This window comes from Alcaligenes sp. WGS1538, assembly GCF_043187505.1.
Classification (GTDB): Bacteria; Pseudomonadota; Gammaproteobacteria; order Burkholderiales; family Burkholderiaceae_B; genus Alcaligenes.
Map to the genome: position 1 here is coordinate 2,243,920 of NZ_CP171109.1, position 22,576 is coordinate 2,266,495.

At 63.3% G+C, this 22,576-nt stretch carries 25 protein-coding genes and 1 tRNA gene; 11 read left to right on the forward strand and 15 right to left on the reverse strand.

Annotation, left to right across the window (positions count from 1 at the left end; genetic code table 11):
• The first annotated feature begins 232 nt into the window (after window positions 1-232).
• Window positions 233-619, forward strand: coding sequence for a hypothetical protein (locus ACF3ND_RS10420; protein ID WP_394060156.1), 387 nt, complete (start codon window positions 233-235; stop codon window positions 617-619).
• 126 nt (window positions 620-745) lie between these two features.
• Here the strand turns inward: ACF3ND_RS10420 and ACF3ND_RS10425 are convergent, their stop codons facing one another.
• Window positions 746-2,113 (reverse strand): MFS transporter, encoded by a 1,368-nt coding sequence (locus tag ACF3ND_RS10425; protein ID WP_394060158.1) that lies wholly within the window; start codon window positions 2,111-2,113, stop codon window positions 746-748.
• A 212-nt stretch (window positions 2,114-2,325) separates the two neighbouring features.
• Between ACF3ND_RS10425 and ACF3ND_RS10430 the strand changes: the two genes are divergently transcribed.
• The 4 genes from ACF3ND_RS10430 (at window position 2,326) to ACF3ND_RS10445 (ending at window position 4,705) form a co-directional block, all read left to right on the forward strand.
• Window positions 2,326-2,757, forward strand: coding sequence for a cupin domain-containing protein (locus ACF3ND_RS10430; RefSeq protein WP_394060160.1), 432 nt, complete (start codon window positions 2,326-2,328; stop codon window positions 2,755-2,757).
• 55 nt (window positions 2,758-2,812) lie between these two features.
• The gene (locus ACF3ND_RS10435; RefSeq protein ID WP_394060162.1) at window positions 2,813-3,136 is read left to right on the forward strand and encodes a ferredoxin family protein; all 324 of its coding nucleotides are present in this window, start codon (window positions 2,813-2,815) and stop codon (window positions 3,134-3,136) included.
• A gap of 150 nt (window positions 3,137-3,286) precedes the next feature.
• Window positions 3,287-3,937 carry a helix-turn-helix domain-containing protein gene (locus tag ACF3ND_RS10440; protein WP_394060164.1) on the forward strand — a complete coding sequence of 217 codons (651 nt, stop codon included), beginning with the start codon at window positions 3,287-3,289 and terminating at the stop codon, window positions 3,935-3,937.
• Window positions 3,938-4,015: 78 nt separating this feature from the next.
• Window positions 4,016-4,705, forward strand: a complete 690-nt coding sequence (locus ACF3ND_RS10445; protein WP_394060166.1) for a DJ-1/PfpI family protein — start codon at window positions 4,016-4,018, stop codon at window positions 4,703-4,705.
• Between the two features lie 8 nt (window positions 4,706-4,713).
• On the opposite strand, the gene ACF3ND_RS10450 is transcribed toward ACF3ND_RS10445, so the two are convergent.
• The 11 genes from ACF3ND_RS10450 to ACF3ND_RS10500 form a co-directional block, all read right to left on the reverse strand.
• The gene (locus ACF3ND_RS10450; protein ID WP_394060168.1) at window positions 4,714-6,600 is read right to left on the reverse strand and encodes a potassium transporter Kup; all 1,887 of its coding nucleotides are present in this window, start codon (window positions 6,598-6,600) and stop codon (window positions 4,714-4,716) included.
• Between the two features lie 2 nt (window positions 6,601-6,602).
• Window positions 6,603-7,742, reverse strand: coding sequence for a sensor histidine kinase (locus ACF3ND_RS10455; RefSeq protein WP_394060170.1), 1,140 nt, complete (start codon window positions 7,740-7,742; stop codon window positions 6,603-6,605).
• A 45-nt stretch (window positions 7,743-7,787) separates the two neighbouring features.
• Entirely contained in the window at window positions 7,788-8,462 is a 675-nt protein-coding gene (locus ACF3ND_RS10460; protein WP_394060171.1) for a response regulator, read from the reverse strand.
• 85 nt (window positions 8,463-8,547) lie between these two features.
• Window positions 8,548-9,060, reverse strand: a complete 513-nt coding sequence (locus tag ACF3ND_RS10465; protein ID WP_394060173.1) for an ExbD/TolR family protein — start codon at window positions 9,058-9,060, stop codon at window positions 8,548-8,550.
• Between the two features lie 2 nt (window positions 9,061-9,062).
• Window positions 9,063-9,923 (reverse strand): MotA/TolQ/ExbB proton channel family protein, encoded by an 861-nt coding sequence (locus ACF3ND_RS10470; RefSeq protein WP_394060175.1) that lies wholly within the window; start codon window positions 9,921-9,923, stop codon window positions 9,063-9,065.
• A 9-nt stretch (window positions 9,924-9,932) separates the two neighbouring features.
• Window positions 9,933-10,700 carry an energy transducer TonB gene (locus ACF3ND_RS10475; protein WP_394060177.1) on the reverse strand — a complete coding sequence of 256 codons (768 nt, stop codon included), beginning with the start codon at window positions 10,698-10,700 and terminating at the stop codon, window positions 9,933-9,935.
• 336 nt (window positions 10,701-11,036) lie between these two features.
• Window positions 11,037-12,134: a sulfate/molybdate ABC transporter ATP-binding protein gene (locus ACF3ND_RS10480; protein ID WP_394060178.1), complete on the reverse strand. Its 1,098-nt coding sequence runs from the start codon at window positions 12,132-12,134 to the stop codon at window positions 11,037-11,039.
• 21 nt (window positions 12,135-12,155) lie between these two features.
• The gene (gene cysW / locus ACF3ND_RS10485) at window positions 12,156-13,043 is read right to left on the reverse strand and encodes a sulfate ABC transporter permease subunit CysW (RefSeq protein ID WP_394060180.1); all 888 of its coding nucleotides are present in this window, start codon (window positions 13,041-13,043) and stop codon (window positions 12,156-12,158) included.
• Window positions 13,040-13,960 carry a sulfate ABC transporter permease subunit CysT gene (gene cysT, locus ACF3ND_RS10490; protein WP_394060182.1) on the reverse strand — a complete coding sequence of 307 codons (921 nt, stop codon included), beginning with the start codon at window positions 13,958-13,960 and terminating at the stop codon, window positions 13,040-13,042. Before cysT ends, cysW begins: the two co-directional genes overlap by 4 nt.
• A 24-nt stretch (window positions 13,961-13,984) precedes the next feature.
• Window positions 13,985-14,983 (reverse strand): sulfate ABC transporter substrate-binding protein, encoded by a 999-nt coding sequence (locus tag ACF3ND_RS10495; RefSeq protein WP_394060184.1) that lies wholly within the window; start codon window positions 14,981-14,983, stop codon window positions 13,985-13,987.
• Between the two features lie 157 nt (window positions 14,984-15,140).
• Window positions 15,141-15,503, reverse strand: coding sequence for a carboxymuconolactone decarboxylase family protein (locus ACF3ND_RS10500; RefSeq protein WP_394060186.1), 363 nt, complete (start codon window positions 15,501-15,503; stop codon window positions 15,141-15,143).
• Window positions 15,504-15,842: 339 nt separating this feature from the next.
• Between ACF3ND_RS10500 and ACF3ND_RS10505 the strand changes: the two genes are divergently transcribed.
• Window positions 15,843-16,454, forward strand: coding sequence for a hypothetical protein (locus ACF3ND_RS10505; RefSeq protein ID WP_394060188.1), 612 nt, complete (start codon window positions 15,843-15,845; stop codon window positions 16,452-16,454).
• Between the two features lie 31 nt (window positions 16,455-16,485).
• Here the strand turns inward: ACF3ND_RS10505 and ACF3ND_RS10510 are convergent, their stop codons facing one another.
• From ACF3ND_RS10510 to ACF3ND_RS10520, 3 genes are all read right to left on the reverse strand, one after another.
• Complete coding sequence (locus ACF3ND_RS10510) at window positions 16,486-16,965, reverse strand: low affinity iron permease family protein (protein WP_394060190.1); 480 nt, start codon at window positions 16,963-16,965, stop codon at window positions 16,486-16,488.
• A 936-nt stretch (window positions 16,966-17,901) separates the two neighbouring features.
• A tRNA-Val gene (locus ACF3ND_RS10515) sits at window positions 17,902-17,977 on the reverse strand.
• 87 nt (window positions 17,978-18,064) lie between these two features.
• The gene (locus ACF3ND_RS10520) at window positions 18,065-18,337 is read right to left on the reverse strand and encodes an HU family DNA-binding protein (protein WP_003799450.1); all 273 of its coding nucleotides are present in this window, start codon (window positions 18,335-18,337) and stop codon (window positions 18,065-18,067) included.
• Between the two features lie 492 nt (window positions 18,338-18,829).
• On the opposite strand from ACF3ND_RS10520, the gene cobA reads away from it, so the two are divergent.
• Genes cobA through ACF3ND_RS10545 form a run of 5 tightly spaced genes read left to right on the forward strand, consistent with a single transcriptional unit; the run spans window position 18,830 to window position 22,576 of the window.
• Window positions 18,830-19,612, forward strand: coding sequence for a uroporphyrinogen-III C-methyltransferase (gene cobA / locus ACF3ND_RS10525; RefSeq protein WP_394060193.1), 783 nt, complete (start codon window positions 18,830-18,832; stop codon window positions 19,610-19,612).
• Between the two features lie 2 nt (window positions 19,613-19,614).
• Window positions 19,615-19,959, forward strand: a complete 345-nt coding sequence (locus ACF3ND_RS10530; RefSeq protein WP_394060195.1) for a c-type cytochrome — start codon at window positions 19,615-19,617, stop codon at window positions 19,957-19,959.
• Entirely contained in the window at window positions 19,956-21,113 is a 1,158-nt protein-coding gene (locus tag ACF3ND_RS10535) for a cytochrome D1 domain-containing protein (RefSeq protein ID WP_394060197.1), read from the forward strand. Before ACF3ND_RS10530 ends, ACF3ND_RS10535 begins: the two co-directional genes overlap by 4 nt.
• Entirely contained in the window at window positions 21,103-22,098 is a 996-nt protein-coding gene (locus ACF3ND_RS10540) for an Lrp/AsnC family transcriptional regulator (RefSeq protein WP_394060199.1), read from the forward strand. Before ACF3ND_RS10535 ends, ACF3ND_RS10540 begins: the two co-directional genes overlap by 11 nt.
• Window positions 22,091-22,576 (forward strand): Lrp/AsnC family transcriptional regulator, encoded by a 486-nt coding sequence (locus ACF3ND_RS10545; RefSeq protein ID WP_394060201.1) that lies wholly within the window; start codon window positions 22,091-22,093, stop codon window positions 22,574-22,576. The genes ACF3ND_RS10540 and ACF3ND_RS10545 overlap by 8 nt, the downstream gene beginning before the upstream one ends.

Here is a 22,576-nt window from a genome sequence, read left to right on the forward strand (position 1 = left end):
ACTGCGCGAAAACCTCGAACCGGTTCCCGCGTCCGACCTCAGGCATTGGACAACTTCCCTTGCACCCTGTTACAGGAAGGGCGCTTATACTAGGTCGTGAGCCTGCCCGCAAACCCTCGCGGGCGGAAATCTTCCGGATCAGGGGCGCACCACGCCCCGCACGGCCAAAGGCGGTTCCGCCGCCAGAGACCCTTGCCGTGTGATTCCCTAACCTTGAAAAGGAGTTAGATTGATGAATCCACGAAAACTGCCATCCGCACCCAAACTGCTCGGCGCCTGCCTGCTCGGCCTGGGCATGATGTCTTCCGCCGCCTGGGCGCAAAGCGCCGCCGCCGAGTACAAGCAAAGCATCCAGCGCTGCGAACAGTTCACCGGCGAGCAACGCACCACCTGCCGCCGCGAGGCCGGAGCCGCCCTGCAGGCAGAGCGCCAGAACAAACTGACCAATCCCGGCGCCAGCATGGAAGCCAACCGCGACGCCCGCTGCCAGCGCCTGCCGGCCAGCCAGCAGCAGGACTGCCTCAAGACCATGTCCGGCCAGGACACCACCATCCGCGGCAGCGTGGAGGGCGGCGGCATCCTGCGCGAGACCACCACCGTGGTGCCGGCGCCGCAATAAACGGCCGCAGCGTCCGACAAAAACAGCGCCTCTGCACGAGGCGCTGTTTTTTTGCCTTCAGGCGCTCGACTCCCCCCTGGCCCGTCCCTGAAGGCGCGCTTTCGGGCGGCCCAGCCTGCTCATGCCCTACTGGGTCTGGGTCAGGTCGTCGCGATAGGTCTCGGGGCTGCGGCGCGTAGCCCACAAGGTGACCAGGGCCAGCAGCACGACCATGACCGCCACGCCCCAGTAATGCCCCTGGCGGGCCAGCAGCCAGGTCGCCAGCATGGGCGCCAGTCCGCCCCCCACGCCCGCCGCCACCTGGCACCCCAGGGACGCGCCGCTGTAGCGCACCCGCGTGCCGAACAGTTCGGGCAGATAGGCGGCCTGCGGTCCGTACATGGCGCCGTGCCCCAGCGTCATGCAGGCGGCGATCGCGCCCATGATGATCAGCGGATCTCGGGTCTCCAGGCACAGGAACAGGGGATAGGCCGACAGGAGCACGAAGGTCGCGCCAAAATAATACAGGGCCCTGCGCCCTACTTTGTCGGAAAGCCAGCCGAACAGGGGAATGAAGCCCACCTCCAGTGCGGCGCCCAGCAGCACGCCATCCAGGATCAGCCCCTTGGGCAAGTCCAGCGCGCTGGTCCCATAGACGATCACGAACACGGTCAGGATATAGACCCAGGCCACCTCGCACACTTTCAACCCTATGCTCAGGAACAGGTTGAGCCGATGCTCGGAGAGAATCCGCCACAAGGGCGCCTTGTCGGAGTCAGGCTGCGCGCCCTCGTTCGGGCCTTCGTCCTGGCTGGCCTGGAAGACGGGCGACTCCACCACCTGCAGGCGTATGTAGAAACCCAGGGCCACCAGGACCACGCTCAGCAGGAAAGGCACGCGCCACCCCCAGCTCAGGAACTCGTCCTCGGGCAGGCGGGTCAGCCAGGCCAGGATGCCGGTGGAGGCCAGCATGCCCAGCGGAAAGCCGACCTGCACCAGGCTGCCGTAGAAACCGCGCCGATGGCGCGGCGCATGCTCGATCACCATCAGCGCGGCGCCGCCCCATTCCCCGCCTATGCCAAAGCCCTGGATGACACGCAGCAGGATCAGGGCGACGGGCGCCCAGACGCCGATTTGCTCATAGGTGGGCAGCAGGCCGATGGCAAAGGTTCCTCCGCCCATCAGGAACATGGTCAGCATCAGCATGGACTTGCGGCCCACGCGGTCCCCGAAGTGTCCGAACACGATGCCGCCCAGCGGGCGCGCGATGAAACCCACCGCGAAAGACCCCAGGGCCGCCAGCGTGCCCATCAAGGGATCCAGTCCGGGAAAGAATATCTTGTTGAACACCAGCGCCGCCGCGGTTCCATACAGCAGGAAGTCATACCACTCCACCGTCGTGCCTATCACGCTGGCCATCACGACCCGGCGCATGGATTTTTCGTCCTCCTGCGCGAGCCGCTCCTGTGCAGCGGACTCATCCAGCTTATCCGCCTTGACTGTGATGCTCATCATTGTCTCCTGGTTGCCGGGCCGGCCGGCCCTTGTTTGCGTAACCGCAGGAAAAACATACGGTGAGCAAATACTGACAGGAAACTATTTAGGCTTAAATTAGGGTTTATAAGTAAACTTTTTATAAATTTCCCTGAAAAAGTTGACTAATAGAAAACACGAGGCTAGATTATCCCTAACCGACCCAAGGGGGGCGGTCCAACCTAGGAGACATCATGAACACGCAAGCCGCAACCGCACAGGCCGACGAGAACACGCACTACGCCCAGCGTCTGAAAGGCAAGCTGGAACCCACCCAGGGCGGTTCCATCTACATCGACCCCGAATCCATGGACTGGCAGCCATCCCAGTTCGAGAAGATCTCGATGAAAGTGCTGTACCGCAACGACGAGGAAGGCGAAATGACCGTACTGCTGAAATGGGAACCCGGCGCCGTGCTGCCCTTCCATCGCCATCCCGAAATCGAGCAGAGCTTCGTGCTGCAAGGCTCTTTCTATGATCACGACGGCATCTGCCGGGCCGGCCAGTACGTCTGGCGCAAACCGGGCTCGCTGCACGAGACGCATTCCGACGAAGGCTGCATCCTGCTGGCGGTCTACCGCAAGCCCAATGTGTTCTTCGGCACAGCCGGATTCCGGGCCGCCTGAATCGGCGCGCCCTCCCGCAGGGCGCCGCGCGCCCTGCTCCCCGCCAGGAGCTGCCATGACCTGCGTCGTCACCGATCCCTGCATCAACTGCCAGTATGGAGAATGCCTGGACGTCTGCCCCGCCGATGCCTTCCATCGCGGACCCAATTTCATGGTCATCAATCCGCACGTCTGCATCAACTGCACCCTGTGCGTCCTGGCCTGCCCGGTGCAGGCCATCGCCAGCGACTATGAGCTGTCCCCCGACCGTCGCCACTACATCGCGCTGAACGACGAGCTGTCGCAAATATGGCCGGTGGCGGCAAGCGGTGCGCCCGCCCTGCCCGATGCGGATCACTGGGCGCAACGGCGCGACAAGCACGCGCTGCTGGTGCGCTGAAAGCTCTGCGCGCCGTCGGGCGCATACGGTATGATCTGGACTGGCCCCGTCGCCCGGACGGCGCGGGGCCGCCTTCGTTACCTGCAGGTCCGGCGCCGCGCGCTGCAGCGCCGGACCTGCCCATCTTACCGATCAGACGTGGAATCAGGCGTGACCGAGGACCTTAGCAACCCCATCCCTACCAATGATGCCCCCGATGAAGAAGAAGCCGCCGTCTGCCAGCGTTTGCGCGAGTTGCGGCGCGAACACCGCCTGACCCTGGATGCGCTGGCCGAGCGTTCGGGCTTTACCAAGGGCTATCTGTCCAAGATCGAAAACGGCAACAAGGCCCCGCCTATCGGCACCTTGGCGCGCATTGCCCGGGCCATGGGCGTGGACCTGAGCAGCTTCTTCGTGGACCCCGGCCAGGAAAGCCTTGCGCTGGCCCTGACGCCGGACTCCCCCGTATCCGTGGTGCACAGCTGGGAGCGCAAGCCGGTCAGCCGGGGAGGCAGCGACTATGGCTACGACTACGTCAGCCTGGCCCACAAGAAAGCCAACCGGAACATGGACCCGTTCATGTTCACGTTTCCCCAGCACACCAACCCCCAGGTCTTCTTCGAACATGCCGGAGAGGAATTCGTCTATTTGCTGACCGGCAAGGTGGAGTTCGAATTCAAGATACGCGGCCAGCTGGCCAAAGTGGTGCTGGAAGCCGGGGACAGCATGTACTTCGAATCCAACACGCCGCACCGCGGTCGGGCGCTGGACGGCGAGGCCCAGGCGCTGGTCGTGATCATCGAACCGCCTGCCGACGCATGATCAGGCACAGGCGTTTTTATGTTGCCAATCAGGAAACATTGAAATAGCATGAGGAAACATTCCCACAGGAGTTTCCTCATGCATATCGGCATTGTCTTGTACGACGACGTGGAACCCATCGAGGTCGGCATCATGGGCACCTTGTCCATGGCCCGGCGTCTGGCTCCGGAACTGAGCTATCACACCGTTTCCCAGTCTGGCGGCCTCGTGCGCCTGCGCAATGGCCTGGTCCTGGAGACCGAGTACAGCTTCGAGCAGGCCCCGCCGGCGCAGGTCACGATGATCACCGGCGGACCCGGATGGCAGGCCCAGGCCCGCAACACGGCTCTGCTGGACTTTCTGCGCAACCGGCGCGAACGAGGCGAAGTGCTGGCCAGCGTATGCACCGGCGCGATGCTGCTGGCCCGCGCCGGCCTGCTGCAGGGCAGGCGGGCGACCACCAAGGCGGTCCACGCCGCCCCCGAGGCCCCTCCCCTGGCGACGCTGGCGGACCTGGAGCCCCGCTGCGCCGTGCAGCACGCCTTGCTGGTGGACGAGGGCGACATCATCACCGGCGGAGGCGTCAGCCTGTGCGTGGACCTGACGCTTTATCTGCTGGAGCGCTTTGTGGGCGCCGAACTGGCCGCTCGCACCGCGCACATCATGGAGTACGACGCGGCGCGCGCCGCCAACCGGGCCCGCCTGCCGCAAATCATCCGCCGCATCGCAGCGGGCACGGATGAACCGCCCTCCTTGCAGGACGCCGCCGGAAAGGTCTGGCCGGCCTAGACCAAGCCTCAAAGTTCCATCTGCATGCCCATCTCCACCACGCGATTGGGCGGAATCTTGAAAAAGCGGGTGCTGCGGCTGGCGTTGCGCGCCATGAAGGCGAATAGCCGCCGGCGCCAGCCCATGTACCAGGGCTTGCGGGACTGGATCATCACAGTCTGGCGCGACAGGAAAAAAGAAGTGGCCATCGGCTCCAGGTTCAGCTCCGGATGCTCCTGGGCGATCTGCTGCAGCAACTGCGGCACATTGGGCTCCTGCTTGAAGCCCCAGGTGGCCACGGCCTGCCAGCTGTCGCGGCTCAGGCGCTCCAGCTTGTAGCGCTCGGCAAAGGGCACATAGGGCACGCCGGCGCTGTCCACCGTCAGGAACAGCACCTGCTCGTGCAGCACCTTGTTGTGCTTCAGGTTGTGCAGCAGGGCCGGAGGCACCGTATTGACCAGCATGCTCATGAAGACGGCCGTGCCCGGCACGCGGGTTGGCGGGTATTGCTCCAGTCCCGCCATGAATTCCTTCAAGGGTTGCTGGTTTTCGATCAGGGTGTCGTGAATGGCCTGGCGTCCCTGTTTCCAGGTCATCATCAAGGTCAGCAGGCAGATGGCGACCAGCAAAGGCAGCCAGCCGCCGTCCAGCAGCTTGAGCGCATTGGCCGAGAACAGCAGCGTGTCCAGCAGCAGGAAAAAGCCCAGCAGCAGGAACCAACCCCAGCGCTTCAGGCCGGTGGAACCGCGCGGCAGCATGGACACGGCCAGCAGGCTGGTCATGAGCATGGTGCCGGTCACCGCGAAGCCGTAGGCGTGCGCCAGGCGATCGGACGAGCCGAAGCTCACCACCAGCACCATCACGGCCAGGAACAGCAGCAGGTTGACGCGCGGCAAGTAGATCTGACCCTCTTCGCGGGCCGAAGTGTGCTGGATGACCATGCGCGGCCAGAAACCCAGCTGCACAGCCTGCCGGGTGACGGAGAAGGCGCCCGAGATCACGGATTGCGAGGCGATGACGGTGGCCACCGTGGCCAGGATCACCAGCGGCACCAGCGCCCAGGACGGCGCCAGGTGAAAGAAGGGATTGCGTATCGCGGATGGGTCGGAGATCAGCAGCGCGCCCTGGCCGAAATAGCACAGCACCAGGCAAGGCATGACCACCACGAACCAGGCCCGGCGTATGGCCGACCTTCCATAATGCCCCATATCGGCGTACAGGGCCTCGGCCCCGGTCAGGGCCAGGACCAGCGCGCCCAGCAGCAAGAACGTCTCCCAGGGCGCCTGGGCGATGAAAGCCCAGGCCCAGCGCGGGTCCAGGGCCGCGAGCACCTGGGGGTGCTCGATGATGCGCCACAGCCCCAAGCCGCCCAGCACCAGAAACCAGGCCAGCATGATGGGGCCGAACAGCTTGCCCATGGTGCCTGTGCCGTGGGACTGGATCAGGAACAGGGCCACCAGCACGGCGACCGCCAGGGGCACGACCCAGGGATCAAGCACGTGAGACACCATGCCTATCCCCTCGATGGCCGAGAGCACCGAGATGGCCGGGGTGATAATGCTGTCGCCATAGAACAGCGATGCGCCGATCAGTCCCAGCACCATGATGACCCAGCGGCGCCGCCCCTGCAGGCCGCGCGCAGCCAGCTCCATCAGGGCCAGGGTGCCGCCTTCGCCCTTGTTGTCCAGCCGCAGCACGACCGTGACGTACTTGACGGTCACCACCAGCGTCAGCAGCCAGAACAGCAGGGACAGGACGCCATAGACCTGCTCCGCCCCCGGATGGGCATAGGCCCCCAAGGCCACTTTCATGGTGTACAGGGGGCTGGTGCCGATGTCGCCGTATACGACGCCCAGGGCGCCCATCACCAGCGCCGTGCGCGCCCCGTTCTTGGGATTGGCCGTAAGGTGAGGCATGCTCAGTTTCCGCTCAGAGTTTCAGTCCGCGTCAGCCTGGCGCCGATGCGCGGACCGGGAAATACAATGGTAACGCGTGTGCCGGGAAAGTCGGGCCGGCTGAGCAGGCTCCACCAGGCGCCATGCGCGCGGGCGATCTCCTGCACGATGGCCAGGCCCAGGCCGGAACCCTCCGCCTGGCTGCCCGGCGAACGATAGAATGCGTCGAAGACGCGCAGCCTGTCCTCGCCCGCGATGCCCGGCCCGTGGTCCTCGACCGACAGCGAGGGCGGATTGCTGGCCACGCGCAGCATGATGGCGTCTGTACCGCGTCCATAGCGCAGGGCATTGTCCATCAGGTTGGACAGCAGCTCGCGCAACAGCACCGGCTCGGCATCGATCCAGACCGGCAGCTCGGGCGCGGTCAAGTGGATTTCCACGCCATGCTGGCGGGCCTGCAGGAACCAGTCGCCGCCCTCCTCCCGCGCCCACTCGCACAGGTCCAGGCGCACGAAGCTGTCCTTGATGTTGACGGTGGAATCGGCGCGCGCCAGCACCATCAATTGCTGGCCCATGCGTATCATGCGGTCCGACACGCTCTTGATGCGCTCGGCGCGCTGGCGTATGTCTTCGGGCAGGGGCCGCGCCAGCATCAGCTCGGACTCCAGGCGCAGTCCGCTCAGGGGCGTGCGCAACTGGTGGGCGGCATGGCCTATGAAGCGCTTCTGCGCCTGCAGGGTGTCGCCCAGGCGCTCGAGCAATTCATTGAAGTGCTCGACCAGGGGCACGACCTCGGCCGGCAAGCCGCGCGGATCCAGGCGCTCGAAGTCCTCGTCGGAACGATGGCGGATCTGGCGCGAAAGATCGTGGATGGACGCCAGGCCCGAACGTATGCCCGACAACAGCACCCATGCGATCAGCCCCACCAGCAGCAGCTGGCTGAGCACCATGGTCCAGAAGATGTCGCGCAGCAGCCAGTCCTCCAGGCTCATGCGCCGGGTCAGGACCCAGGTGACGCTCAGGTCCAGCACGACCAGGATGGAAATCGGGGGAAAGAGGCGCCCCATGAGCTTGCGGGCCAGCGAGCCGGGGGCCGGGAAACGCAGGAGCAGGCGTCGCCAGAAAGGCAGGCGCGCGGTGTCTGTGGCGGATTGATCGGGCATGGATGACCTATGGGGACTGACGACGGGAAGCGGCCCCGGCCACGATCAGGCCGCGCTCTCGACGTCCAGCAGATAGCCGAAGCCGCGCACGGTCTGGATGACGGCGCCGGTTCCCTCAAGCCGCTTGCGCAGCCGGTACACGTAGACTTCGACCGCATTATCGCTGAAATCGGCGTCCCAGGCCGACAGCGAATTGACGATCTGCTGCTTGGTGACCACGCGCCCGGCGCGCATCATGAGCATTTCCAGCACGGACAGCTCGCGCACCGACAGGCTGATGCGCTGACCGGCGCAACGCAGTTCGCGTCCCACCGTGTCGAAGCTGAGAGGGCCGACCTCGATGACGGGCTGGGCCTGGCCGCTGCGGCGCCGGCCGAAGGCGCGCACCCGCGCCGCCAGTTCGGACAGATCGAAGGGCTTGATCAGATAGTCGTCGGCGCCGGCGTCCAGGCCGGAGACGCGATCCTCGATGCCGTCGCGCGCGGTCAGGATGAGGACCGGGATGGGATTGCCCTGCTGGCGCAGATGGCGCAGCACGTCCAGGCCGCTGATGCCCGGAAGATTGAGGTCCAGCAGGAGCAGGTCGTAGACCTGCGCGCTCAGCTCCTTGAGGGCGCTTTCCCCTTCCTGGAGCCAATCGACGGCGTAGCCCTGATCGCTGAGGAACTCTTGCAATGCGGCGCCCAATGTGGCGTCGTCTTCGATGACTAGTACTCGCATGCGGGGGATTTTATTACGAAATCGGCCCGTCGCGCTGCAGCGACAACGCGACGGGCCAAGAAAAAAGTACAGGCGTATACCGCGGCTAGGGACGGGCCTGGGCCGGCTGCGCCTGCTGCGTCGCGGCGGCCGAAGGCTGGCCGGCGGCGCCGTTCTGTTGCTGCGCGGCCGCAGCCGGCTGGCTCGGCGCCGGACGGGTGACGAAGCCCAGGCGGGTCAGGCCGGATGCCTTGGATCGGCTCATGACCTGGGCCAGCACTTCATAACGCGTGTCGGTGTCGGCGCGGATGCGCAGCTCGGGCTGGGGCTGTTCCTTGGCGAAGGGCGCCAGGGCCGAAGCCAGATCCTCCAGGGCCACGGGCTGCTCGTTGATGAAGACCTGGCCCATGGCATCGATGGCCAAGTCCACCGATTTGGGATCCTGCTGCACCGGCTCGGAGCTGGCCTGGGGCAGCTGGATCTTGATGGAGTGCGACAGCAGCGGCGCCGTGATCAGGAAGATCACCAGCAGCACCAGCATCACGTCGATCAGCGGCACCATATTGATTTCGGACAGGGCGGAGCCCGAATTGCGATTGTCGAAGCTGCCGAAAGCCATGATCAGTGCTCCCGCTTGGCGGCGGCCGCCGAGGACGAGGCCGCGCCGCCGCCCGAGGTGGGCACGCGACGCAGCACGGGCTGGCTCTCCTGCACCTGCTGGCCGGTGGTCAGGAAGGTGAACAGGTCATGGGCGAAGGCGTCCAGCTGGGCCAGATAGACCCGGTTGGTGCGCACGAAGGCGTTGTAGGCCAGCACGGCCGGAATGGCGACGGCCAGGCCCAGCCCGGTCATGACCAGGGCCTCGCCCACGGGGCCGGCGATCTTGTTCAGCGTGACGCCGTCGGACAGGCCGATATTGACCAGGGCATGATAGACGCCCCACACCGTGCCGAACAGACCCACGAAAGGCGCGGTGGAGCCCACCGAGGCCAGCAGGGTCAGGCCGTTCTCCAGCCGCGCGGTTTCCTCGTCGATGACCTTGCGCATGATGCGCGACACGAAGGCATCGGTGGAGCCCTTTTCCTCCAGACGCATGGCGCCGTACTTGGCGTGATGCTTCTGGGCGTGAATGGCATGGCTGGCCAGGTGGCTGAACGGATCGCGCGCGCCATGCGTGGCGATTTCGTTCTCGACCTGCTCCAGCGAGCTGGCCGACCAGAACTCGCGCACGAAATTCTGCGAGCGTCGCTTCAGGCGGAAGGACAGAATCCCCTTGACGATGATCAGGTACCAGCTCGCCACCGACATCAGGGCCAGGATCACGAACAGCGTCTTGCCCACGGCATCGCTTTGCTGGATGAAGTGCAGCACGCCGGTGGCCTCCTGGGCGGCGGCAGCGCTCGCGGCGGCTGCCTGGTCGGCGACAGGCCCAGCGACCTGTGCCAGGCCTACCCATGCGCTTTGAAGTATTTCCTGCATCATTGAAATATCCTAGTAAACGAAGTCGAAAGGAATATCAGCCATGGCTCGATAGGCCACGCCATTTTCCGTATAAGGTTTGAAACGCGCCGTACGCACCGCTTTCAGGGCGGACTCATCCAGACGCTCGTAACCCGATGAACGCTGCACTTTGGCTTCCAGCACCGTTCCCTGGGTGGAAATCAGGACCCGGACCACCACCCGGCCCTGCTCGCGGCGGCGCTCCGAGGCGCGAGGATAGACCGGCACGGGACGCCGTCCCAGATAGTCCACGCGTCCGATCACCTTGGGCTGGTCGCCTTCGGTGGAACGGGCCGCGGCCGCGGATTGCGCGGGCCTGTCGGTGGCCGGACCGGGAGGAGCGACGGGCGCGGCGGGCTGAACCGGCTGCGGCGGCGTTTCCACCGGCTTTTCCGGCTGAGGCCGGGGCTTGGGTTTAGGCTTGGGCTTTGGTTTGGGCTTGGGCGGCTCCGGCACCGGTGGTTTTTCCACTACCGGTTCGGGCTCGGGTTCCGGCTCGACCACCGGCTCGGGCTCCGGTTCAGGCTCGATTTCCGGCTCGGGCTCGGGCTGAGGCTCGGCGACCGTCTCCTGAGGAGGCGCCGTCGCTGGCTCCTCCTGCACCTGAGGCTCGTCCTGCTCCAGCAAGGTGACGCCGATGACATCCATGGGCGCCGGCTCCCCGACCATCTTGGGCTGTTCGGTCCACAAGAGCGTGGCGAACACGCCCACGTGCAGTCCCAAGGCCAGCGCCAGGCCCGTCACCTTGAGGGCCAGCATCCGACGGGTATTCGTTTCAGAGGCAATACGGGTCATAATCCGTTCTACACATTCCGCAACCCGCATGGATCATGACGGGGCTGGACAGGATGCCCAGTAAGGCTTCGAATCTTAACAGAAATAGGAACGATTCTCAATACAATAAATTGGTCAAGTTGCCGTATTGCCGTACCTGAAGACCCGATTGCGCGATTACCTGGCCAGCAGCCGGTGGGGCAATCGAGCCTTCCCTGATTGATCATCCATCTACGAAAGTCCCAGTCTCGCTCCATCGAACTGGAACCGTCACGAAACAAAAAAGACCGGGCCCGGCCCGGTCTTTGCGTTCTGCTTCACTCACACCGCAATGGCGTCCGGCTTGGCCTCGATGGGAAAGGCGCTGAACTTGCGCGGCAGGGCCAGGGCGCGCTCGCCGGGGCGCAGGTCCAGCCGGGACCAGCTCTGGTGGTCGAATTCGGCCTCCCAGGGCGTGTCGCCTTCGTTCAGGGCCAATTCCACGCGCACCGTGGCGCCCAGCGGAATGATGCGCTGCACCGCCACCGCGATGCCCTGGCCGTCCAGCTTGCGCTGCAGGTCCAGGTCATGCGGACGCACGTAACCCACTGCCTCGCCCTGCCCCGCGGGGCGGCCGTTGAGCGCCTCGGCCGATTCGAACTGGCCCAGTTGCGGGTCGGCCACGAAGCCGCCGCGGGCGAACTGGCCGGGCAGGCGATTGGCGGCGCCCAGGAACTCGTATACAAAAGGACTGGCCGGATGGTCATACACCTCCTGCGGCGCGCCCTGCTGCTCCACCCTGCCCTTGTTCAGCACGACGATGCGGTCGGCCACCTCGATGGCCTCTTCCTGGTCATGAGTGACGAACAGCGTGCTGATGTGCAGATCATCGTGCAGGCGGCGCAACCAGGACCGCAGCTCCTTGCGCACCTTGGCGTCCAGGGCGCCGAAGGGCTCGTCCAGGAGCAGCACGCCCGGCTCGACCGCCAGGGCGCGCGCCAGGGCGATGCGCTGGCGCTGCCCTCCGGACAGCGCCGCCGGATAACGGTCCGCCAGCCAGTCCAGCTGCACCAGTTCCAGCAGCTCATGCACGCGTCGCCGGATCTCGGCCTCGGGCAGGCGCTGCTTGCGCGGCTTGATGCGCAGACCGAAGGCCACGTTCTCGAACACCGTCATGTGACGGAACAAGGCGTAATGCTGGAACACGAAGCCGACCTGGCGGTCGCGCGTACCCACGGCGGCCACGTCCTTGCCGTTGATGAGCACCTGGCCCGAGTCTGCATGCTCCAGGCCCGCCACGATGCGCAGCAAGGTGGTCTTGCCGCAGCCCGAGGGCCCCAGCAGGGCCACCAGCTCGCCGGGCGGGAAATCCAGGGTGACGTCGCCCAGCGCGGTGAAGGCGCCGAAGCGTTTGACCAGATGACGAACTTCGATACTCATTGCGAACTCCGAAAGCAGCGATCAGCGATCGCCGTCTTGAACCATTTTTCGTTCGGCCCACAGCTTCAGGGCCAGGGTCACCAGGGCCAGGCAGGCCAGCACGGAGGCCGACGCGAACGCGCCCACGGTGTGGTAATCGTTGTATTCGATCTCGACGTGCAGGGGCAGCGTATTGGTCTGGCCGCGGATATGGCCCGACAGCACCGACACGGCGCCGAACTCGCCCATGGCCCGCGCATTGCACAGGATCACGCCGTACAGCAGGCCCCACTTGATCTTGGGCAGGGTCACGCGCCAGAACAACTGGAAACCGCTCGCCCCCAGCACGCGGGCCGCCTCCTCTTCTTCGCTGCCCTGCGCCTGCATCAAGGGGATCAATTCACGCGCAACGAAGGGAAAGGTGACGAACAAGGTTGCCAGCACCAGGCCCGGCAAAGCGAACACAATACGTATATTATTCGCATCCAGCCAGTCCCACAGCGGCCCCTGCCGTCCGAAAATCAGCAGGAACACCAGACCCGCGATCACCGGCGAGACCGAGAATGGCAAGTCTATCAGGGTTGTGAGCAGACTTTTGCCTCGAAACTCGAAACGCGCGATCGCCCAGGACGCCGCCAATCCGAAAACTATATTCAGCGGCACGGCGATCAGAGCCACCAGAATGGTCAGGCGCACCGCGTGCAAGGTGTCGGCATCCTGCAAGGCGGACAGGTACGGCGCGATGCCCTTGCTGAACGCCGTGGCAAAGACCAGTACCAGCGGCAGCAGCAGGAACAGGACAAAAAACAACAAGGCCACGCCGATCAGCACGATCTTGACTTCGATCCTCTCGTCACGCGCATTGTCGCGCGCCGGCTGGATGCGGGCCGGCACGAAGGCCTCGGGGCGCAAGGTCAGGGTATCGCTCATGAGACGCTCCCGGCGGACAGGACGGAAGTGGCGGGAACCCGTCCGCCGGCCGATGCGCGGCCCGAATGGCGGGTCTGCAGCCACCACTGCAGCAGATTGATCAGCAGCAGGATGACAAAGGACAGGACCAGCATGACCACGGCCAGGGCCGCCGCCCCCGCATAGTCGAACTGCTCGAGCTTGATGACGATCAGCAGGGACGTGATCTCCGACACCAGCGGCACATTGCCGGCGATGAAGATGACCGAGCCGTATTCGCCCACGCCGCGGGCGAAGGCCAGCGCCACGCCCGTCAGCCACGCGGGCAACAGCGAAGGCACGATGACCTTGCGTATGGTCTGCCAGCGGCTGGCGCCCAGGCAGGCGGACGCTTCCTCCTGCTCTTTCTCGAACTCTTCCAGCACGGGCTGCAAGGTGCGCACCACGAAGGGCAGCCCGATGAAGGTCAGCGCGATCAGCACGCCCCAGGGCGTGAAGGCGATGCGCCCGACGTATGGTTCGGCCCAGGCGCCTATCCAGCCGTTGGGCGCATAGATGGCGGCCAGGGAAATGCCGGCCACCGACGTGGGCAGCGCGAAGGGAAGATCGATCAGGGCGTCGACGATGCGGCGGCCCGGGAAGCGGTAGCGCACCAGCACCCAGGCCAGGATCGCGCCGAACACGCCATTGATCAATGCGGCAGCCACCGCCGTGCCGAAGGTCAGCTTCAGGGAAGCCAACACGCGCGGCGCGGTGACCGTCGCCCAGAACTGTTCCCAGCTGAGCGCGGTCGTCTTCAGGAACACCGCCGCCAGCGGAATCAGGACGATCAGGCTCAGGTAGGTCACCGTGAAACCGAAGGTCAGCCCGAAACCCGGCAGGGGGCCCTTGGCCCCCCGTGCGGGAAAGAAGCGGACCAGACTTGCTTGCGAAGCCATGGAAACTCCTTGCCGGTACCGGATTTATTTCTTCAGGTAGATGCTGTCGAACACGCCGCCGTCGGCGAAATGCTCGGCCTGCACCTTGGTCCAGCCGCCCAGCTCCTGGTCCACGGTGTAGAGCTTGAGCTGCGGATACTGGTCGCGATACTTGGCGGCCACCGACTCCAGACGCGGGCGATAGAAATGCTTGGCAGCGATCTCCTGGCCTTCGGGACTGTAGAGATAATCCAGATAGGCCTTGGCCACCTTCTCCGTGCCGTGCTTGGCAGCGTTCTTGTCCACCACAGCCACGGGCGGCTCGGCCAGGATGCTGCTGGAAGGCACCACAATGTCGAACTTGTCCGGACCCAGGTCCTTGACCGACAGCAAGGCCTCGTTTTCCCAGGCGATCAGCACGTCGCCGATGCCGCGTTCCACGAAAGTGGTGGTGGAGCCGCGTGCGCCCGAATCGAGCACGCCCACGTTCTTGTACAAGGCCTGCACGAACTCGCGCGCCTTGGACTCATCGCCGCCCGGCTGCTTCAGGGCGTAGAGCCAGGCTGCCAGGTAGTTCCAGCGCGCGCCGGCCGAGGTCTTGGGATTGGGCGTGACCACATTGATGCCGGGCTTGATCAGGTCGTCCCAGTCCTTGATGCCCTTGGGATTGCCCTTGCGCACCAGCAGCACGATGGTGGAGGTGTACGGCGTGCTGTTGTCGGCCAGGCGGCTTTGCCAATGGGTGTCGATCAGGCCCGATTGGGCGATCTGGTCGATGTCTGAAGAAATGCCCAAGGTCACCACGTCGGCGGGCGCGCCGTCGATGACGGTGCGCGCCTGCTTGCTGGAACCGCCGTGCGAAGTGCGGATGGTGACGGTATCGCCCGTTTCTTTCTTGTAGTGTTCCTGGAACGCCTTGTTGAATTCAACATACAGCTCGCGCGTCGGATCATAGGACACATTCAGGATGCTGACCTCGGCAGCCACGGCGGACGCCGCCGCCACGACCATCGTCAGCAACGCCGCGCTGCGAAACATCTTCATTTTTTGTAATACCGACATCGCTTCCAATCCCCAGTAAAACTATGTTGAGACAGTGGAAACGAGTCTAGCAAGCGGCTTTCGGGCGACGAAATACCGATTCCTTGATTAGATATAGCGCGCGCTCACTACAGTGCGCGCGGCCCAGGACGAAATGCGTTCAGCCACCGGCCGGTGCGTCCTGGTCGGGCAGCAGGCCTTCGAACGCATCCACGGCGCGCGCGCTGTAGACCATGGCGGCCCCGGCATTCAGGGCGACGGCTACGCTCAGCGCATCGGCCAGCTCCTGCCGGCTGGCGCCCGCCTTGACGGCCTCCTTGGCATGCACCGCGATACAGCCGTCACAGCGCGTGGTGACGGCTACGGCCATGGCGATCAACTGGCGCGTCTTGGCATCCAGATGCCCCTGTCCCGACCCCGCCCTGGACAGGCTGGCATAGCCTTTTACCGCGTCCGGACTCAAGGTGCCGAATTCCTTGATACGGCCAGCAAGCTGCTGGCGATAGGTTTCCCAATCGAGCATGGCGCGCCCCCTGGACAAGTGCGATGAATGAGTCCCATCTTAAGGCCGGCGCGGGTGTGCCAAATCGCACAAAACGCGTCAATCGGTAGCCAAAACACACTGGCTGCACGTGCGTCGGCGTCGCCCGGGCGAATTGCCGGCGATGAGCGCTCGACCTCTCAAAAAACCGTGTATTTCCAAACACATCGCCCGAACCGGAGAACCGGTGTCACAGGACGCTCAAACTCGATCTGTTGCACTTCCAACACTTCGTTGCACCCGTTTGCAAAGCGCCAGACTCGCACGCAAGAGTCGCGCTAGGGTGAAGCCTCTTCTTTTCACAACGAATCAGGAGGCGTCATGGCGAAAGCACAAGACAATGCCCAGCAGTTGCAGGAACTACTCTATCAAGCCCTGGAAACTGAACTGGGGGGCGAACTGATCTACAAGGCGGCCATCGACTGTGCGGTCAACGACGACCTGCGCGAGGAGTGGGAGGGCTACCTGGAAGAAACCCAGACCCATCAACGCGTGCTGACCTCGGTGCTCGAACAGTTGAAACTGGATCCCGCCGCTCAGACGCCAGGCCGCAAGGTACTCTCCCACATCGCGAATTCGCTGGTCAAGGCCATGGAAATGGCGGCCCAGGCCGGAGATCCTCAGGCAGCGCAACTGGTTGCCGCCGAATGCGTGGTCCTGGCCGAAACCAAAGACCACATGAACTGGGATCTTATCGGCGTGGCGGCTGGCAAGACCAAAGACAAGGACCTGGCCGGCATCCTGAAACAGGCCTACGACGCGGTGGCGCCTGACGAGGGCCACCACCTCTACCACACCCAAGGCTGGTCGCGTGAACTGTGGATAGAATCCCTGGGCTACCCAGCCGTTCTGCCCCCGCCCGAAGAACAGAAGCAGGTCGAAACCGCCATCGGCGCAGCCCGGGCGGAACAGCAGCGCGACAAGCTGCTGTAAAAGAAAAAGGGCCCTGGCGGCCCTTCTTTTTTCAGGATTTTCTTTCTCGCTTGCGGCGCGCATTCAGCGCAACGGCGGAATAATATTCTTCCAGGCTTTGCAATTGTTTTTCGTCAAGCTCTTCCACATCAATCAATCGCTCATTGGCATTCGTCAAAGAAATAATCAGCTCATCAAGCTTGACGTGAATGGCCTTGCTGTCTTTATTCTGATTCTGCTGAATCAAGAATACCATCAAAAACGTAACGATGGTCGTTCCCGTATTGATGATCAATTGCCAGGTTTCGGAAAACTTGAAATAAGGACCTGAGCAAGCCCAGATCAAAACCGCAAGCACCGCAACGCCGAACATGATGGGCGAACCCGCAAAGCGCGTGACGCATTTGGCGAAGCGATCGAAGAAGCCGTCCAGCGTATGGGGCTCGCACGGTTCCACAAAAGGCGGATCGACCGGTGCGGACTGCTCCTGCTCGAAGGCATCGGGCTTCGCAGGTCGAGTATCTTTAGCCATGACGATCTCCTGTTCGTTGCAACAGGTGAACTCTACCTCTTCCGAGGCAAAGAAAATAACCAGTTGCTACAAAACCATTCCAATGAAAACGGGATTGCCGAATTACAGGATACACAAGCTCGATTTTGGTCAAATAAAAAATCAAATATGAAAAATTACCTAAGAACCAAAACCAGCGTACAGGCTTATGTTCAGGCTGAAAATCATGCATTAAGCTGAAGCTCAAACTCACCAATAAGGTGAAAAATCCAAACTTAGCTGAGAATAAATAATTTTATATTGAATACACTATTTATTTTTTTGTTGTTTGTTTTAAAAAATTCTGGCAGCATCGTGTTGGGTACTTGATTAACACACCGACAGGAGGAGTCGTATGGGAAGGCTAGACCACGGCACCATGTGTACGCTGTGCCAAACATTACCGCTATCCAAACCTCACACGCCCGGGCATGTGCATATGCACCCGGTCACGCGTCTGGAGGATTTCGGGGAAGAAGGCGCCCAAAGCCTTTATCGCTGTTCAGTCTGCCATACGCATTGGCTTTACCAGAAGGACAAGTGGCAGTCCTGCCTGGGCTTCAAGCTTTGGACAGGCGATCTGACTGAATATCGTTCCAGCGGACGCAAGCCGTACAAATCTCCCGACCCTGCTGAAACCCAGAGAATCATGCGGGGTCCAACGCACCAGAAACCGCTCCAGTAGCGTGGTTTCAAACAGCGGCCGGCCTTGCGTTGCGCAACAGCCGGCCCTGGAGGCAGGCTTCGAATTTCAGAGTTCTTGTCGTATACCTTGGTCTTTTGCGTATCGGTACAACGTTATTTCACGACCGGCAGCACGCCGATTTCAAATGGCTCAGGCGGCCCGCAAAGGGAACAAGCAGGCATAAAAAAAGCACCTAGCTTATGCTAAGTGCTTGATTTGGATCACAAAAGAAGTGGTGGGTGCTGAGGGGTTCGAACCCCCGACCTACGCCTTGTAAGGGCGCCGCTCTACCAGCTGAGCTAAGCACCCATTTCTGTGATGCCACTCTTCCTGTGAAGAAAGAAAATTATAGGAGCATACAGATTCTTTTGCAAGCCTTGCGCTGTAATTTTTTGATTAATTCACAGCGTCTTTCAGAGCCTTGCCGGGACGGAACTTGGGCACATTGGCGCCTTCGATCTCGATGGTTTCGCCGGTGCGTGGGTTACGACCCGAACGGGCAGCACGCTCGGAAACGGCGAAAGTGCCGAAACCAACCAGAGTAACCGTATCTTTTTCTTTCAGCGTGGTGGTCACGGCATCGATAAACGCATCCAGTGCACGACCGGCGTCAGCCTTGGACAGATCGGCTTTGGTGGAAATGAATTCGATAAGCTCGGTTTTATTCATTGAGAAAATACCCCTGAAAATTATTTTAACCGGCCCCCAACGGAAGCCGGTCTGTTACTGCCACATTAACCGGGCAGGCGACAGGGACCTAACCACCGCCGACTGCCTTTGCAACCAGGCGTCATGACGGCCCGGATGGCTACCGCGTATTAAGCCTATGATTAAAAGGCGTGTCAAGCAAAAAAGCGCCTGTAACCCGCATCATTGCTCACTTTTCACAATTCTTGCCGGTCTTTTCACTTTTTTGGACGCCGCCCTTAACACGATTCCGAAAATATGCTATTTGACCGCTGCCCAGGCCGTCATCAGGCCACTTAAGCTTCAAGCTGCCCGCAACTGCTGAAGTGTTCCGCCGTCTCCCCATGGCCAAAACGGATACGCGCACCCATGGCGCGAGCGCCAACCATACCCATGTTTCATGGATATGGCCGCTTACAATTTTTTCATCCGTTTTTCTGATTCAGCAGCCCAGGGCTGCCAAGGAGCACGGCCTTGAACGGCAAAGTCTATCTGGTCGGCGCCGGCCCCGGCGACCCCGAACTTCTCACCCTGCGGGCATTGCGGCTGTTGCAGAACGCTGATGCCGTCGTCTACGACCGGCTTGTGGGCAAAGCCATCCTGGACTGCATCAACCCCCGCGCCATCACCCATGACGTCGGCAAGATCGCGGGGTGCAGTTCCCTCATGCAGGATGTCATCCACGGCATGCTGCGCTCGCTGGCCGCCACCCACCCGTGCGTGGTGCGGCTCAAGGGCGGCGACCCGTTCATCTTCGGCCGAGGAGGCGAAGAGCTGCTCTACCTGAATCATCACAACATCCGCGCGGAGGTCGTGCCGGGCATTACCGCGGCCACCGGTTGCGCGGCGTCGCTCGGCATTCCGCTGACCCACCGGGGGCTTGCCACCAGCGTGCGCTTCGTTACGGGCCACCTGCGCGACAACCACGGCCTGCAACTGGACTGGCGCTCCCTGGTCGACCCATCCTGTACGCTGGTCTTCTACATGGCGATCGCAAACAGCGCGCACATCGCCTCCTCCCTGATCGACCACGGCCGGCCTGCCTGCACGCCGGCCGCCCTGGTCCAGGATGCCACGCTGTCCCGGCAGCGCTGGGTCCTCACCACCCTGGAACAGATACCCGCGGCCATTGGGCAATTTCATCCGCCCGCCCTGCTCATCATCGGCGACGTCGTGCGGCTTCACCCCGACTACACATCCGCCGGTCAGCCCTCCCGGCACGCCCGCTCCATGTCCCAGCCATGTCCGCAGGCATGACCATGCGCCGCGTCGTCGCGAGCCTGCTTCTCGGCGCAGTCCTGGCATTTCCCCTTCGGTCCGCGGCGCAGGATCTCCAACCCTCCCCCGAACGCCAGCGCGTCCTGATCCATCTGCTGCGCCAGGATTGCGGATCCTGCCATGGTTTGCATCTGAAAGGCGGGCTGGGGCCCGCCCTGACCCGCTCCGCGCTGGCCGGACGTTCGGCACAAGAACTGACCCGCACCATCCTGGAGGGCCGGCCCGGCACTGCCATGCCGGCGTGGCGCACTTTTCTCGAACCTGCCGAAGCCCGATGGCTGGCCCAGCTCCTGCTGGACGGCAACGCCTTGACCTCCAAGCCATGAAACCGCTCATCTTCCTTCTTGCCATTCTGCTGCACGCCTGCACTCCCCTGCCCAGAGGCACGAACGATCTGGGCCTCGTCATCGAACGCGGAACAGGCAGCGTTTCCGTGGTGGAAACCAGCCACCACCGTCGACTGGCCCGCATCGAAGGGCTGGGCGATCTGTCCCACGCCCACGTCGCCTATTCCCGCGACGGCCGCTACGGCTACGTATTCGGCCGCGACGGCGGCCTGAGCAAGGTCGACCTGCTGCGCCAACGCATCGAGCGCCGCCTCATCCAGTCAGGCAACGCCATAGGAGGCGCTATCTCCCAGGATGGCAGGCTGATCGTCGTGCAGAACTACGAGCCGGGCGGCATCAAGGTCTTCGACGCGGATACGCTGGACTTCATCAGCGAGGTACCCGCCGAGTACCTGCCCGGCAAACGCTCCAAAGTGGTCGGACTGGCGGACCTGCCCGGCCAGAGGTTCGCCTACGCCCTGTTCGAGGCCGGCGAGATCTGGGTCACGGACCTGTCCGATCCGCTGCGTCCGGTCACGCAACGCTACCAGGCGGGCCGCCAGCCCTACGACGCCATGGTCACCCCTGACGGACGCCATTACATCGCCGGGCTGTTCGGCGAGGACGCCCTGGCCATGCTGGACCTGTGGCATCCCGAAGCCGGCGTGCGCAGGATTCTGTCGGGCTACGGGCGCGGCAAACAGGCTCTGCCGGTCTACAAGATGCCCCACCTGCGCGGCTGGGCGCTTGCCGGCCGGCAGTTGTTCCTGCCCGCCATCGGCCGCCATGAAGTCTTGGTCGCGGACACCGCAAGCTGGCGCGAAACAGGCCGCATCCCCGTCCTGGGCCAGCCGGTCTTCGTCATGGCCCAGCCTGACGGCCGAAGGGTCTGGGTCAACTTCGCCTTTCCTGACAACGGCCTGGTGCAGGTCATAGATGTGGACACGCTGCAGGTCGCGCAGACGCTGGCCCCCGGCAAGGCGGTGCTGCACATGGAGTTCACCCCCCGGGGGGAAGCCGTATGGATTTCCGCCCGCGACGACGACGCCGTGGCCGTCTACGACACACGCACGCTGACCCGCATCAGCTCTCTGACCATCCCCCAGCCAAGCGGCATCTTCTTCACCCATCGGAGCAATCGCATTGGTTTCTGATCTGTCCCCATCCGCCTTCCAACTGCTCAATGCCTGGCAACACGGATTCCCGCTCATTTCCCGCCCTTTCCGCAAGCTGGGGCTGAGCGTGGGGCTCAGCGAGCAAATCGTGCTGGACTATTTCCGGCAATGGCGCATGAGCGGGCTGCTCAGCCGGATCGGCCCCGTGCTGAACCCGTCCTGCATGAGCAGCACGCTGGTCGGCCTGCAAGTGCCTTCCTCGCGTCTGGAGGACGTAGCGGCGCAAGTCAGCGCCATGCCCGAAGTCAACCACAACTACGAACGCGAACACCCCGTCAATCTCTGGTTCGTCATGGCTTGCCCCCACCCGCAGGCGTTGCAGGCCCGGCTGGATGAACTGGCCGGCCAGACAGGCCTGCACCCCCTGTCCCTGCCCATGCAGTCGGCCTACCACATAGACCTGGGATTCAACCTGGCGCCTTCCTTTTGGAAAACCGCTGCCGCCATGCCGCCCTGCTGTCCTCTGCCGGCCGAAGGCAGCCCGCAACAGGCCCTGCTGCACGCCGTGCAGCACGGACTGGAACTGCACCCGGAACCCTACCAGGAGCTGGCACGTCATGCGGCCATGACGGAAAAACAGGTGCTGGATCAATTAGGCGCCTGGCTGGAACAAGGCCTGTTCCGCCGCTTCGGCGTCGTCCTGCGCCATCGCTCCCTGGGATACACGGCCAATGCCATGTGCGTCTGGACCATACCCGATGACATCGTGGATTCGGTGGGAACGCAGCTCGGACGCGAGCCCGGCGTGACGCTGTGCTACCGGCGCCGCCCCCACCCTCCCCAATGGACCCACAATCTGTTCTGCATGATCCATGGCAAGGACCGCGCACAGGTACTTCAGCAGCACGAGCGGCTGTCCCGGCGCCTGGGTCTGGAAGCCTTTCCCCACGCCGTGCTGTTCTCGACCCGCTGCTTCAAGCAACGCGGAGCCCTGTTGACTCCCGCACAGGTCCATCATGACTGAACAGCCCAGGCACTCTGCCTTCACTCCCCTGACACTGGACGATACGGACCGCCGCGTGATCAACGCCTTGCAAAGCGGCTTCCCGATCTGCCCTCGCCCTTTCGCCCAGGCTGCACCCACGCTGAACCTGACGGAAACCAAACTGATCGCCCGCCTCGCGCGCCTGCGCCAGGCCGGCGTCCTGACCCGCTTCGGTCCCTTGTTCCAGATCGAAGCCACGGGCGGCGCATACTGCCTGGCCGCCATGGCCGTGCCCGACGCCCAGTGGGAAACCGCCGTGCAAGCCGTCAACCGGCACGAGGAGGTCGCCCACAACTACAGGCGGGACCACGCGCTGAACATGTGGTTCGTGCTGGCCGCCGACTCCATAGCCGGCATCCAGTCCTGCCTGCGCGCCATCGAACAGGAGACCGGGCTGCCCGTGCTGGCCTTTCCCAAGGAACGCGAATATTTCCTGCACTTGAAACTGGAGCTTTGA

Coding starts and splice junctions, on each gene's coding strand:
- ACF3ND_RS10420 (WP_394060156.1), top strand. CDS start 233: ATGAATCCACGAAAACTGCCATCCGCACCCAAACTGCTCGGCGCCTGC.
- ACF3ND_RS10425 (WP_394060158.1), bottom strand. CDS start 2,113: ATGATGAGCATCACAGTCAAGGCGGATAAGCTGGATGAGTCCGCTGCA.
- ACF3ND_RS10430 (WP_394060160.1), top strand. CDS start 2,326: ATGAACACGCAAGCCGCAACCGCACAGGCCGACGAGAACACGCACTAC.
- ACF3ND_RS10435 (WP_394060162.1), top strand. CDS start 2,813: ATGACCTGCGTCGTCACCGATCCCTGCATCAACTGCCAGTATGGAGAA.
- ACF3ND_RS10445 (WP_394060166.1), top strand. CDS start 4,016: ATGCATATCGGCATTGTCTTGTACGACGACGTGGAACCCATCGAGGTC.
- ACF3ND_RS10450 (WP_394060168.1), bottom strand. CDS start 6,600: ATGCCTCACCTTACGGCCAATCCCAAGAACGGGGCGCGCACGGCGCTG.
- ACF3ND_RS10455 (WP_394060170.1), bottom strand. CDS start 7,742: ATGCCCGATCAATCCGCCACAGACACCGCGCGCCTGCCTTTCTGGCGA.
- ACF3ND_RS10460 (WP_394060171.1), bottom strand. CDS start 8,462: ATGCGAGTACTAGTCATCGAAGACGACGCCACATTGGGCGCCGCATTG.
- ACF3ND_RS10465 (WP_394060173.1), bottom strand. CDS start 9,060: ATGGCTTTCGGCAGCTTCGACAATCGCAATTCGGGCTCCGCCCTGTCC.
- ACF3ND_RS10470 (WP_394060175.1), bottom strand. CDS start 9,923: ATGATGCAGGAAATACTTCAAAGCGCATGGGTAGGCCTGGCACAGGTC.
- ACF3ND_RS10475 (WP_394060177.1), bottom strand. CDS start 10,700: ATGCTGGCCCTCAAGGTGACGGGCCTGGCGCTGGCCTTGGGACTGCAC.
- ACF3ND_RS10480 (WP_394060178.1), bottom strand. CDS start 12,134: ATGAGTATCGAAGTTCGTCATCTGGTCAAACGCTTCGGCGCCTTCACC.
- cysW (WP_394060180.1), bottom strand. CDS start 13,043: ATGAGCGATACCCTGACCTTGCGCCCCGAGGCCTTCGTGCCGGCCCGC.
- cysT (WP_394060182.1), bottom strand. CDS start 13,960: ATGGCTTCGCAAGCAAGTCTGGTCCGCTTCTTTCCCGCACGGGGGGCC.
- ACF3ND_RS10495 (WP_394060184.1), bottom strand. CDS start 14,983: ATGAAGATGTTTCGCAGCGCGGCGTTGCTGACGATGGTCGTGGCGGCG.
- ACF3ND_RS10500 (WP_394060186.1), bottom strand. CDS start 15,503: ATGCTCGATTGGGAAACCTATCGCCAGCAGCTTGCTGGCCGTATCAAG.
- ACF3ND_RS10505 (WP_394060188.1), top strand. CDS start 15,843: ATGGCGAAAGCACAAGACAATGCCCAGCAGTTGCAGGAACTACTCTAT.
- ACF3ND_RS10510 (WP_394060190.1), bottom strand. CDS start 16,965: ATGGCTAAAGATACTCGACCTGCGAAGCCCGATGCCTTCGAGCAGGAG.
- ACF3ND_RS10520 (WP_003799450.1), bottom strand. CDS start 18,337: ATGAATAAAACCGAGCTTATCGAATTCATTTCCACCAAAGCCGATCTG.
- ACF3ND_RS10530 (WP_394060195.1), top strand. CDS start 19,615: ATGCGCCGCGTCGTCGCGAGCCTGCTTCTCGGCGCAGTCCTGGCATTT.
- ACF3ND_RS10535 (WP_394060197.1), top strand. CDS start 19,956: ATGAAACCGCTCATCTTCCTTCTTGCCATTCTGCTGCACGCCTGCACT.
- ACF3ND_RS10545 (WP_394060201.1), top strand. CDS start 22,091: ATGACTGAACAGCCCAGGCACTCTGCCTTCACTCCCCTGACACTGGAC.